This is a genomic window from Bacillus sp. PDNC022 (assembly GCF_016919285.1).
Taxonomy (GTDB): Bacteria; Bacillota; Bacilli; order Bacillales; family Bacillaceae; genus Bacillus; species Bacillus safensis.
This window is the reverse complement of record NZ_CP070345.1, coordinates 3,141,405-3,154,327: the sequence shown is the minus strand read 5'-3', so window position 1 is coordinate 3,154,327 and position 12,923 is coordinate 3,141,405. Positions and strand designations below refer to the sequence as shown.

Annotated in this window: 10 protein-coding genes; 2 read left to right on the top strand and 8 right to left on the bottom strand. The window is 41.8% G+C overall.

Annotated features, from left to right (window positions below; genetic code table 11):
- Nucleotides 1-43: 43 nt before the first annotated feature.
- Nucleotides 44-1,126 (bottom strand): amidohydrolase family protein, encoded by a 1,083-nt coding sequence (locus JVX94_RS16080; RefSeq protein WP_203128998.1) that lies wholly within the window; start codon nucleotides 1,124-1,126, stop codon nucleotides 44-46.
- A gap of 511 nt (nucleotides 1,127-1,637) precedes the next feature.
- Here JVX94_RS16080 and JVX94_RS16075 point away from each other — a divergent pair.
- Entirely contained in the window at nucleotides 1,638-1,856 is a 219-nt protein-coding gene (locus JVX94_RS16075; protein ID WP_205183780.1) for a hypothetical protein, read from the top strand.
- A 179-nt stretch (nucleotides 1,857-2,035) separates the two neighbouring features.
- Here JVX94_RS16075 and JVX94_RS16070 read toward each other — a convergent pair whose 3' ends face one another.
- The 4 genes from JVX94_RS16070 to JVX94_RS16055 form a co-directional block, all read right to left on the bottom strand.
- Nucleotides 2,036-3,493: a glycoside hydrolase family 32 protein gene (locus JVX94_RS16070; RefSeq protein WP_205183777.1), complete on the bottom strand. Its 1,458-nt coding sequence runs from the start codon at nucleotides 3,491-3,493 to the stop codon at nucleotides 2,036-2,038.
- Nucleotides 3,494-3,512: 19 nt separating this feature from the next.
- The gene (locus JVX94_RS16065) at nucleotides 3,513-4,901 is read right to left on the bottom strand and encodes a sucrose-specific PTS transporter subunit IIBC (protein WP_095409852.1); all 1,389 of its coding nucleotides are present in this window, start codon (nucleotides 4,899-4,901) and stop codon (nucleotides 3,513-3,515) included.
- Nucleotides 4,902-5,153: 252 nt separating this feature from the next.
- Nucleotides 5,154-5,987, bottom strand: coding sequence for a PRD domain-containing protein (locus tag JVX94_RS16060; RefSeq protein ID WP_144471813.1), 834 nt, complete (start codon nucleotides 5,985-5,987; stop codon nucleotides 5,154-5,156).
- Nucleotides 5,988-6,039: 52 nt separating this feature from the next.
- The gene (locus JVX94_RS16055) at nucleotides 6,040-6,318 is read right to left on the bottom strand and encodes a hypothetical protein (RefSeq protein ID WP_144471811.1); all 279 of its coding nucleotides are present in this window, start codon (nucleotides 6,316-6,318) and stop codon (nucleotides 6,040-6,042) included.
- 500 nt (nucleotides 6,319-6,818) lie between these two features.
- Between JVX94_RS16055 and JVX94_RS16050 the strand changes: the two genes are divergently transcribed.
- Nucleotides 6,819-9,245 (top strand): S8 family peptidase, encoded by a 2,427-nt coding sequence (locus JVX94_RS16050; RefSeq protein WP_205183774.1) that lies wholly within the window; start codon nucleotides 6,819-6,821, stop codon nucleotides 9,243-9,245.
- A 316-nt stretch (nucleotides 9,246-9,561) separates the two neighbouring features.
- On the opposite strand, the gene JVX94_RS16045 is transcribed toward JVX94_RS16050, so the two are convergent.
- The 3 genes from JVX94_RS16045 to JVX94_RS16035 all read right to left on the bottom strand — a co-directional run bounded on the left by JVX94_RS16045 (nucleotide 9,562) and on the right by JVX94_RS16035 (nucleotide 12,692).
- The gene (locus JVX94_RS16045) at nucleotides 9,562-10,566 is read right to left on the bottom strand and encodes an MsnO8 family LLM class oxidoreductase (protein WP_281236591.1); all 1,005 of its coding nucleotides are present in this window, start codon (nucleotides 10,564-10,566) and stop codon (nucleotides 9,562-9,564) included.
- Nucleotides 10,567-10,620: 54 nt separating this feature from the next.
- Complete coding sequence (gene nfsA, locus JVX94_RS16040; RefSeq protein WP_095409856.1) at nucleotides 10,621-11,370, bottom strand: oxygen-insensitive NADPH nitroreductase; 750 nt, start codon at nucleotides 11,368-11,370, stop codon at nucleotides 10,621-10,623.
- A gap of 110 nt (nucleotides 11,371-11,480) precedes the next feature.
- Nucleotides 11,481-12,692, bottom strand: a complete 1,212-nt coding sequence (locus JVX94_RS16035; RefSeq protein WP_048237750.1) for an FtsW/RodA/SpoVE family cell cycle protein — start codon at nucleotides 12,690-12,692, stop codon at nucleotides 11,481-11,483.
- Nucleotides 12,693-12,923: the final 231 nt, after the last annotated feature.

The following is a 12,923-nucleotide window of genomic DNA, read 5'->3' as shown; positions in this document are numbered from 1 at the left end:
ACAAAATGAAAACTTTCTTTCATCGTGTCAAAAATGTTTATTTTCAACTGAAATCGCTCTCAATGTCTGGTTTACCGTTGAAAATTACATGTTTCGGTTGATAATTAATGTTACCTAATACCGTTTCTCCATCTACATCGGGAAAAGCAGTCTCTGTAGAAGTAGAATCTAGAACCACAAGGTGATGTGGAGTAAACGTAAAATCGTCAATTCCTAACAATTTAGGAGCTGTTACCAGAACTGCTCTAAAAGCTTCATCTAGAGACAGTCCACCTACAATCATTTTAGAAATGATGTAGCTCATGTTATAAACAGGGTATTTTCTCCATGACGCGCTTGTTAAATCTGTACTGATCGTATCTGGTTTAATTCCCTCAGCTAAGCATTTATAAAAAACATTCCAATTAAAGTGTTTTCTACCGTGACCGATATCTAATACTATTCCTCTTTCTACTGCAGCTAGAAATTCTTTTTTTACCTTCCCGGCGGTATTTAACACGTTTCCATCCCTTCCTTGAAATGGATGAGTGAGAATGTCTCCTTTATTAAAATATTGTGTTACCTCTTCAATATCTAGTTGAGTTTCAGTTAAATGAACCATCATTCGTAAATCAGTTCGATCGGCTGCTTCTCTTGCTAAGCGTAATAAAGACCGATCAGTCGTTTTGTCCACCTGACCTAAGCGAATCTTAATTCCTAATAAACAATTATCAGCTAAAGATGCCACTTCAACAATTCGATCCAACGAAATACTTTCTGGCTTGGTTGGGTTAGGGTTTGGGTGATTGGTTAGCCCTTCTGGTAAAGCTGATAACCAAGAACGAACTGTTAACGGGCTGTTTTCCCAATAACGATTTGCTTCCTCCCATCCGTCATAGCCAAAAGTACCTGCGTCCCCAACTGTAGTTACTCCTGAGGAGAGATATTGTTTATCTGTCACACCAATCTCTGCTCCTGGTGCCCATACATGACAATGAAAATCGACTAGTCCCGGTACAATTAAGCTAGATTCAGATAAATGAATATCCCTATCATCCTCATGAGTAACTATGATGCTTGTAGACTGATTTGGAATGAACCCCTTTTCTGACCAAATAGAACCGCCTTTAAAATTCCATACTCCCATCCAAGTACACCCCTTAACTTACTATTGATTTAATAGATTAATTTATTTCATTGTTTGCAAAAGCAGCTTCTTTACATGCCTTGATAACATCCAACCACTGGTGCTAAATCACTGACCAACATACATCCTCTTCTTTTTGGATAGTGGAAACAATCAACTAAGTAGAATTTTTAATCTGTTCACTGCCATACACACCGATAAGATAGCGCTTTCAAAAATGGAATTAATGACGCTACCCCTATCTTCGACAACTTCCATTTTAGAGACAGAGAGCCCCGCCCCTCATCATTATTTATCTTGTGTAATAAAAATTACTATTTTTTATATAAAAGTAATGTTTATTACCAATAATTTAAATGTATGTTATCACTCATAATTAATAAAGTAAACCTTTTTTATAAAGAACAGAAGATAAAGTAAAACGAACAGCGAATCACATGGGAAAAATCGTTTTAACTACTGAAAGTTATCGAGAAAAAATAATGAATTGATGGCGAGGGGGATGTAGACGGTGTGGTTACCATTGGTCCAAAAGCAAAAAAACAATGAAAATAAAAATTCCACTTATGATCAGTGGAATAAGATGCAAGGCTTTCTTTGGCTGAAGCAGCTAATGATGTCAAAACATCGATTAATCCTGAGGAAGGCGAGGTTAGTTTTCAAAACTGATTGGTCAAAAGAAGCAGAACTATTTAAACGGGCTGATATGATTGAAGTTAAATTTGGATAATGTACTTTTGCAGGAAAGGGTGGAAAAATTTCAGCTGAAAATTTAACAAGGAAAATGAGGATGCGGTATTGGGGTACCCAATTTCCCGCACCTCGCTTATCTGATAGAGAAATGTATTCTACATCGCATCTTTCTCTTTCAATTTCACATCATATTGATCATCACTTGTAGGATACGGATCAACGACCTGCTTCTTTTTGTAAATGCCATGTCTTCAATTTCAGCTTTGTTTCATTTCTTCCACTGATGGAGATCGATTTATTTCCCGGGGAAGGAAAGTAACGTGCAGTAAAAACTTCTCGGCCTCCGTTTACAAAAATCTCAATCGACGATGAATCAATAAAAATATGAAGATCGTGTAATTCCTCTATTGCTGCTTCACGAACTTCCTTTGATCGATCTTCAAATCGATCCCGCTCTAATGTCAGCTTCCCTTCCTCTTTATCATAGATGATGCGTGCAGCTGCACGGATACAGCATTCAAACCCTTTTTGTGTGTCAATTTGATCAATGAATACCTCTGCGCTCGTAATATCATCTACAGGGATGGAATGAACAGAACGTTTAATATGAAAAATATGCTCTTGTTCATTGGTCCGCATGGATTGGAGTTCACTTACTGGTTTTTGAATGAGATGTCCGTCATCATCTAAACGGAGCTCTCTAGGGATCGTGAGGCAGTGTATCCATTGATAAGAAATCGTCGGATGATGCTCTTCTCCTTGATCAGGCACCCCCATCCACCCGATTAAAAGGCGTCTGCCTGATTCATCTAGAAAGGTTTGCTGCGCATAGAAGTCAAAACCGCGGTCCAGCTCCTCAAACGCTCCGTGTGTATATTGATAGGAGTGATCATCCAATGTGCCAACAAAATAGCCTGATTGATGTGTATTGTGATATTTTAAGCCATCCGGCTTGAGCCCTTGCGGTGACACAATCAATACATCCCGGCCGTCCAATTCAAACAGGTCTGGACACTCCCACATATAGCCGAAATTGTCTAAACCATTCTTTCCGCTGCCTGCAATCGTGCCTTGAAACGTCCAATTTTCTAACGTATCAGAGGTAAATAAGACAAGGTGTCCTTTCAGGTCTAAGCTTTGTGCACCAAGGACCATGTACCACTGGCCATTTCGCTTCCATACCTTTGGATCTCGAAAATGGGCGGTGAATCCTTCCGGCAGCGTCGCCACGACACCTTTTTTCTGAAAGTGAATACCGTCCTCTGAAACAGCTAAACATTGATACGTCTCACGGTTCCCTTGTTCATCCCGAACGTTTCCAGTGTACATCACGTACATCTGCTCATCGTCTATAAATGCACTGCCAGAATAACAGCCGTTTTGATCAAACCAATCACTTGGGGCAAGAGCGGCTTCTTCGTGCTGCCAATTGACTAGATCTGTCGATGTATAATGCCCCCAGAATTTTGCACCATGCCCCGTTTTGAATGGCTGCCACTGATAAAAGACGTGGTAAATTCCTTTCCACTGAATCAACCCATTCGGATCATTTAAAAGACCAACTGGCGGCATCAAATGAAAATGCTGCCGGTACACATCCTTTTTGACCAAATGCTCATAGTTTCGAATACGGTCTGCTATCTTTTGACGAAGTGCTGCGTCAGTTGTTGTCATGACTGTGACCACTCCTTGATTATTTTTCGACTTCTTTTACTTTAAAAATGATGGTGAGAATAAATGAAACAGCAACAGCGATTAACATACCAATCACATAATTGACCACATTCTGAACACCGAATGGTGCTGCAATCGCAATCATCGGAATGCCTGTTAAACCATAAGCATTGGCGGCTACCTTCGTGAAAACGACGAATGCCCCGCCCAATGCGCCTCCGATCATCGCCGCAATAAATGGTTTACGATAGCGGAGATTTACACCGAATATGACAGGTTCAGTAATTCCTAAAAAAGCAGAGAAGGCAGCAGGAAGGGCAATTTCTTTTGTTTTTGCACGCTTGGCTAGGAAAAAGACAGCCAATCCTGCCCCGCCTTGGGCGACATTGGACATTGCCCAGATCGGCAGCAAATAGTTACGCCCAATATCATTCAGCAATCCTGCCTCAATCGCATGGAAGCTATGATGAACCCCTGTGAGCACAATTAAAGAGTAAGCACCGCCGAAAATGAGTCCTGCTAAGAACCCTGCATGGTCATAAATAAACGTCAGTGCATTCGAAATCCCTGTACCAAGCATTCTTCCAAGCGGTCCAACTGCAATAAACGTCACAAATCCAGTGACAATTACCGTCACAAATGGGGTCACAAGTAAATCAATACTGTTCGGAACGACTTTTCTTAAATTCTTCTCAACAAGACACATGATATACACAGTCAATAACACTGGAATGACCGTCCCTTGGTAACCAAGAAGAGCAATATCAACATTGAATAAATGCATATACTCTGGATTTGCTTCCGTCAATCCCCACGGATTAAGCAGATTAGGGTGAATCATAATTCCCCCAATGACAGCCCCTAAATACGGATTTCCGCCAAACTCTTTCGCTGCACTGACCCCAATTAAAATCGGTAAAATGATAAAGGCTGCACTTGAGAACATATCAAGCATTTGGAAGATCGCAGAGCTTGGGTCAGCCCATTTGAAAGCTTTCATCATACCTAAGAGACCCATTAATAAACCGCTCGCAACAATTGCTGGAATGATTGGTACAAAAATATTCGATAATGTCTTTGCAAAACGCGCAAGTGGATTCATTTTTTGTTTCACTGCTTCATCATGGCTGACAGGCTTTTGTTTCTCGTCGCCGGTCTCAAGACCAGTCTCACGAGCAAATGGTTCATACACTTTGTTGACAGATCCCGTTCCAAAAATGACTTGAAATTGTCCTGAACTTGAGAAAGCCCCTTTCACACCTTCAAGTTCTTCAATGGCATCTTTGTCAATCAAATCCTCATTTTTCACCACCAATCTGAGTCTTGTTGCACAATGCGTAGCACTAATGACATTTTCTTTGCCGCCTAACAGTTTTGTTAATTCTTTGGCTGTTTTTTGATAATTCAAGTTGTCTCCCCCTTTTTTAAAGCAAAAAAGACCTAAAATTCACCAACGAGTAAAGGACATACACGTCCCCTCGTTACGCAAATTTTAGGTCTTGCCTGCCTGACAGTCACAATCCCGCGATATCAAATTTTGATGACGCTTTCATCATAGTATAAGACTGTGACATCGTCAACCTCTTTTTTCAAATCCAATGACCCATATACACTAATAAGAGTAGTGTGCATAAAAAAAGCCTGCATGCAGGCATCACAATTAAACCAATTCGGCTTCCTGCAGACGCTGGACATGCAGCGTGATGTAGCCGATCTCCGATTCAGGGAGATGAAGTCCATATTCATCTTTTAACAGTTCAGCGAGTCCAAGTGCACACCGGTAAGCCGTATCATACTTTGTTTGGATAAAAATCAGCATGTCATCGTCCATGATTTGAAATGCCTCATTCGATTCCAACCTGCCTAATGCATACCTCAAATGTGTCACAAGCCGCTGATAGGAAATACTATCCTCATCAATTGAATGCTGAAAATAGCTTTCAATATGCTCGATCATTTCTTTAATCATCGTTGTATATTTCACGGTCTTTTTCATGGACTCCGTATTCATTTTGGCCGTATGAATATGAAGTGCCACATATCCTGCCTCATCGTCCGGCAGTTCAACCCCAAGCCGCTCCTTTACATAACGAATGGCATACTTTCCAATCTCATATTCCTGCTTATATAAGACTTTGATCTCACCAAGCAATTTATTATATAACACAATGCCTTTTTGAAGGCGTTCAATGGCGAAGGACAAATGATCAGTCAGTGATATGTGGATGTGATCACTGAGCGGCATCATGAGTTTCCCCTCTGCATAACTGATGATATGCTCTGCCACCTCAATATGCGCCTCTGGCAATGTGGCAAGAATTTGTTTGAATTTCTCATTTTCTTCACGCACAACAAAGATTTTCTCTATTTTTTGAAGAGGAATGACGTCATTTTTCCCCTTCTGAAAAGCAATTCCGGGTCCCATCACAATTTTCTCCTGATCATCCTCCTTCACAACCACTGCGTTGTTATTCAATATTTTATATATCTTCAAGGGGTATCCTCTCCCAGCAGATAACATTTCTTATGTGGGATTTTACCCTGTTTCACTTTTTCTGTAAAGGTAAGAGCGGACCAGCACGCGCCTCTCGCATCGCCTTCTCTTCAATCATCATCAGACTTTGAGTAAACCGCTTCTCTGCCCTGCGTTTCTTCTTATGTTCTTCTGCCAGCTTCTCCAGCTCTCTCTCTTTCACTACTTGAAAGAATCCGGCATCCACCGCGGCCGCCTGAAACCCTTGCTGTTTCATCATCACACCAGGGTTCACAAGCACATTCATCATGAAACCAAACCATACGCTCAACCAGTTTTTTAATTTCTTCACTGAACATCCCTCCGCTTTTCTTAGAATCTAGCAGCTCTAGCAAAACAACTGCTCCTATCATATCCCGAGAAAAAAGAGAGGTTTGTCACAATCTGGGTGAAAAAACCAACTAGTTTTCAGAAGTTTTGTTGAAAAGTGCAGAAGATCATCATGTACTTGGATGTTCCAATGAAAATTTTATGCACACGCTATCCCAAAGATAAGCACACCTTATCAACAGGGTTTATCCACATATCAACACCCTCTTACTAGATTTTGTGTAAGTTCATTTTTTATTTTCCATATATGTATCTGAATAATCGAGTTATCAACAGACATTTGTGCATAAGTGCGACTTTATAAACAAAATAGTTCTTTATAACTATGTAAAATAAGACCATTTTAGTAAAGGAATTGTTTTCAACGTATTGAATACTTAATAACGGGCAGTGAATCTTTCCTATTTATCCACAAAAAGAAAGGCTATCTCCCTAAAAACACAGCTAGAAAGGGGAAAATTAATGAAAAAGGTCATATCTCGTTCTTCTGTTCTATTGTTCTCCACTATTTTTATTTTATCCACATTCTTTACCGGTCAACAGGCTGCTGCTGCTCCATCTAACAAAAAGATGGAACTAGAAAAAGCAGAAATCTTCGGTGAAATCAATGTCAACTCGAAAAAACAAACCACTGTCATTGTTGAATTAAAGGAAAAATCCTTAGTTGAAGCCAAGCAAGAAGGCGAAGCACAAACAAAAGCCTCCCTCAAAAAATCTCGAACAAAAGTAAAGAACGCAGCACTCAAAGAGGTAGATAAAGCGAGTGTTCGTCAAGAATATGAAAAAGTCTTCTCTGGTTTCTCTATGAAACTTCCTGCAAACGAAATCCCGAAGCTGCTCGCAGTTGATGGAGTAAAAGCCGTTTATCCGGATGTTACATATAAAACCGATGAAGTGAAAAAGGAAAGCATCCAGCTTCCAAACGAAGATGTCTCCCCTCTTATGGATAAGAGCGCTCCATTTATCGGTGCACCAAAAGCATGGGATGCCGGCTATTCTGGAAAAGGGGTCAAAGTCGCTGTTATTGATACTGGAGTAGACTATACCCACCCAGATTTAAAAGGAAACTTCGGTTTATACAAAGGCTATGATTTTGTTGATAATGATTATTCTCCGCAAGAGACACCTAAAGGAGATCCTAGAGGTGAATCCACAGATCACGGGACCCACGTCGCAGGAACGATTGCGGCAAATGGACAAATTAAAGGTGTCGCAAAGGATGCCACGCTTCTTGCATACCGCGTACTTGGACCAGGTGGATCTGGAACAACTGAGAACGTTCTTGCAGGCATCGACCGGGCTGTTACTGACGGAGCAGATGTCATGAACCTCTCTCTTGGAAACAGTGTCAATAACCCTGATTACGCAACGAGCATCGCACTTGATTGGGCCATGTCTGAAGGCGTTGTCGCTGTTACTTCCAATGGAAACAGCGGTCCAAACAGCTGGACAGTCGGTTCTCCCGGCACGTCAAGAGATGCCATTTCTGTCGGAGCAACTCAGCTTCCGTACAGCCTTTACAATGTGAAATTCCCGAACTATTCTACTGCAAAAGTCATGGGCTACTACCAAGAGAGTGATTTAAAAGCGCTTGACCAAAAACAAGTCACACTCGTCCAAGCAGGAATCGGTGACGAAAAGGCATTTGACAACATCGATGTTAAAGGAAAGGTGGCCGTGATTGAACGTGGTGCTATTGCCTTTGTGGATAAAGTCGACAATGCAAAAGCCGCTGGTGCCATCGGCGTTGTGATGTATAACAATACTGATGGAGAAATCCCAGTCGATGTACCAGGTCTCGCACTTCCTACAATTAAGCTGTCAAAAGCTGAAGGAACAGCGCTTGTGAAAGCCATTGAGGCTGGAAACAATACAACGGCTTTCTCCATTCAATTTGTCAAAGAACTTAGTGAGCAAGTCGCTGACTTCTCATCCCGCGGACCGGTTGTGGATACGTGGATGATTAAGCCTGATCTATCAGCACCCGGCGTCAGCATTGTGAGTACGATACCAACGCATGATCCTTCTCATCCTTACGGATATGGTTCTAAACAAGGAACAAGTATGGCATCTCCGCATGTGGCAGGAGTTGCAGCGATCATCAAACAAGCAAAACCATCGTACTCAACTGAACAAATCAAAGCATTGCTGATGAATACAGCAGAAAAACTGTTTGACGCAAATGGCAGCCCATTCCCTCATAACACACAAGGAACAGGCAGCGTTCGTATCATCGAATCACTTCAAGCATCTTCTATCGTTTCTGATGCGAGCTATTCATACGGCACTTTCTTAAAGGAAAAAGGTGTTCAAATCAAAACGAAGAAATTTAAGGTAGAAAACCTTTCAAAAGCACCGAAAACGTATACCATTGATTACAAATTCAATGGCAGCGGCATTAGTACAAACGGAACGAAAAAAATCACCGTCAAAGGGAATTCCACTGGATCCTTTACTTCCGCAGTACAGGTGAATTACGGAAAAACCAAAAAAGGCACGTACCAAGGCAGCATCACCATTCGCGAAAATGGCAAAAAGGTCACGGAAATCCCTACTTTATTGATTGTGAAAGAGCCAGATTATCCGCGCGTCACTTCTGTTTCCGTAGAGCCTGACAACCGTGCTGGAAGCTATGTCATTAGCAGCTATCTGCCTGGCGGCGCTGAGAACCTTGCATTCCTTGTTTACTCGACAGATGGAGAGTATTTAGGTGAAGCTGGTGTTTATCAACATGTTGATAAAGGCGAGCACCGCGTAAAATGGAATGGCACAATCAATCAAGGCCAGAAGCTTGAAGCTGGTGAGTATACAATGCTTGCGTATGCAAGTTTGAAAGGAAAATCAGATACCGTTCAAACGAAGGAACCTTTCGAAATTTACCCTGAATAAATGTGAATCACAAGAAAAGCCTTGTATGAGCGGATAAGCTCATCAAGGCTTTTCGATCATATATGGAGGAAAGAGAAATTTTGATATTGCTATGGATCGTTTCTTTTTTTACTGCTTTTTTTCTGACGATCACCTTGGTTTATTTTCTAAGCCTTTTACATACGAAACAGCCTCGTCCTTTTCATCAAGCATGCGAGCTGTCTGTTTATACTTCCTGTATCTACCCGCTCAGCCTGCTCGTTTCAGCCGCCTTCTTCCTCACCATGATACTTCTTTTCCCCTTTTATTGGCTGCGTGGACGATAAATATACATACGTTATGCATCAAATACTTCTTTTAATAAACGATACGAAGTGAGCCGGTCTTGCATGTCATGTGTGATGGTCACTGCGATCAATTCATCTGTCCGATAAGCCTTCGCGAGTGTGGTCAGCTGCTTTTTCACAGATGCTGGTGTTCCAACGACCATCCTTTGACGATTGGCAGCCACTCGTTTTTGTTCATATGGACTGTAGGAATAGCCCTGAGCTTCTTCATATGAAGGAAAACGGCTAAGATTCAGACCCTGTTCATTGGCGAGTAAAGATAAATCTAAGCTGACAGCCAGTTTTTCTGCCTGCTCCTCTGTTTCGGCACATAAAACAAAAACTGCCAGACTAACACGCGGTTCATCACCGAATACTGAAGGTTCAAATCGGTTGATATATTGCGCCACAGAGTCTTCTCCGCCTTCACCATTAATAAAAAGAGCAAACGTGTAGCCTGCACCTGCTTTCGCCGCAAGCCTTGCACTCCCTCCAGAAGAACCAAGCATCCATACTTCCGGCGCAGTCTCTACCTTCGGAGAAGCGGTCAAATGAGGCAGCGGGTAAAATTCATCCGCTAGATCATGTAAATAGACCTTCAATTCCTCTACCTGCTCAGGATACTGGTCGCCTAGACGCTTTCGCTCACCATGATGAAGGGCAATGGAGGAAATGGGCATACCACCAGGAGCACGTCCAATTCCAAGATCGATTCTGCCAGGAGCCAGTGCTTCGAGAACCCTGAAGTTCTCTGCTACTTTGTAGGCACTGTAGTGGGGAAGCATGACGCCGCCAGAGCCAATGCGTATGTGCGACGTAACGGCTGATAAATGCCCGAGGAGCACCTCTGGACTAGATCCTGCAAGCCGATTAGAAAAATGATGTTCTGATACCCAAAAACGGTGATAGCCCCACTTTTCCGCCTGCTTCGCCAGTTCAACCGTCTGCTTCAGTGCTTCAGCAGGCGTTGCGTCTCCAATCAAAGGAGATTGATCCAGTATACTTAATTTCATCATGCTGCACCTCTTACAGAAATCCCCCTCTCTTAAATGGAAAGGGGGATTTCTTATTTATTTTCGATTAAAGCCCTTCTCTTTCACAAATTCTCCAAGGAAGGCACGCTTTGGCTGACTAAAGCCTCGCAGCATCTGCTCAGACCAAGTATCTTTTCTCTCGCCGTTTGTTCGTTCTTCATAATATGCCGAAATACGATCGTCGTATTCTTTTAAATAACGATCCACATGCGCTTCATCTTGCTGATATGAATTTTCATGATATATGAGTTCAACTGGCAGCCGTTCCTTTTGTGACGACTGGCTGGCTGGATGACCAACAGCTAGACCGAATAACGGCAGCACATAAGAAGGCGTTTCAAGCACTTCAGAGACTTCTCTCAGCTGATTACGCAGTCCGCCAATATAGCAGATCCCAAGTCCCATTGATTCTGCAGCAACACTGACATTTTGTGCAGCCAATGCCGCATCGATGACGCTAATGAGAAAGGCTTCCGTATTCTCAAGCGCCTCCTGATGATTCTTCCCTGCTTTTTTTGCAATATGATCATGGCGTTTCAAGTCTGCACAGAAGACAAAGAAATGCCCGTTCTTCTCAACGTATGGCTGATTCCCAGCCAGTTCAGCAAGCTTGGCCTTCTTCTCCTGATCTGTCACACCAATAATACTATACGCCTGTACATAGCTTGATGTCGAAGCAGCCTGTGCACTTTTGATTAGTGTCAGCACCTCTTCTTCTGTCAAACGCTCGTCTGTAAACGAACGGATGGATCGATGATTTAATATGGTTTCTATCGTTTTATTCAATTCGAAGACCTCCTTCACTTCTTCTATCATAAGGCAAAGACATAGGGATTTTCAAAAATTAAAACTCGCATAAAAAAAGACAGCCTATGCTTAGACTGCCCTTACCTGTTTTATTTAAATAAATAACTTTGATATTTCGTTAATTGAACACTTGCGTTATATGCGATCCCGAATCCAATGAGAACGGACAAGACAGAGCTTCCTCCAAAGCTGATAAATAAGAGCGGAATCCCTGTTACCGGCATCACGCCTATGTTCATCCCAATATTCTGGAACGTATGGATCACAATCAGCGCTGTATATCCTACGCAGAAGAATGACGCAAATCGGCTATAAGGATGTATTCGGTCAATCAGTACGACCAGCCGGTAGATCAAGAAGAAGAACATGATCACAACAAACGCACAGCCGATAAAGCCAAAGGCTTCACCTATAATGGAGAAAATCATATCCGTTTGTGCTTCAGGAACATAGACCTTTAAGTTTTTAATGCCATTCCCAAAAATCTGACCTGCACCAATGGCCATAATCGCCTGCTCCACTTGATATTTATCAGATCCAGATGCATCCTGCGTCTGTGCTTGGTTGGCTGACGTAGAGCTATCAGGCAGCCAAGCGGTAATCCGGTTAATTTGGTACTGTTGAATGCCTATTGTTTTCGCAAAGTCAGGGAAGAGAATGATGACGGCTAACACAGCGGCAACCAATAGTACAACCACTGAACCGATGAGAGAGATCAGTTTCCAGTTGACCCCTGATAAAAACACCATCACGACAACAATAAACATACAGACCGCCGCCGTCCCTGCATCCTGCAAGAAGATCAGTCCAACTGGTACAGCTGCCACTCCGGCAATTTTTAATAGAAGGAAAATATCATCTTCTAATGTCCGTTTTCCTCTAGGGCTTGACTTGCCGATGACAGATGCGAGCATCATAATCAAACCAATTTTCATGAACTCTGAAGGCTGAAATGTCCCTATTCCAGGTAACACAAACCAGCTTTTCGCCCCGTTTTTAATTGGAGCAAAATCATGACCTCCGATTTGTGCAGGAGCAACTTTCAGAAAAAGTAACAGCAGTATGCCGCCTATAAAAATATACAGACTTAGCTTCTCTAATTGCTCCAAATCAAAGTAATTTATGGCTACAATACATATAACTCCGACCATGTAGTAAATAATCTGTCTGGTCCATGCATTAGATCCATACTGCCCAAATTGACCCGCAGCATAAATCGCAATGACACTGATGGCAAAGAAGGCTAAAAATATAAAAATCAAATCTCCTTGATAGTAAGGAGATGTATTCTGCTTGTTCATGAACTAACCACCCTTATTACAAAACATAAAAGCCCTTATTTATATTAGATTGAAATTTTCACAAAATCAACTCACCTTAAATATGACGGAAGATACATCCGAAAGGTTCCATTCATTTTTCAAAAAATGAAATACTTCTCATCCTAACAATAGGAAAAAATTCCTTTACACTCTTTTCATTCAACCGATCTTAAGTCCTTTAAAAAGATTATTTTACAGATTTTAAGGGGA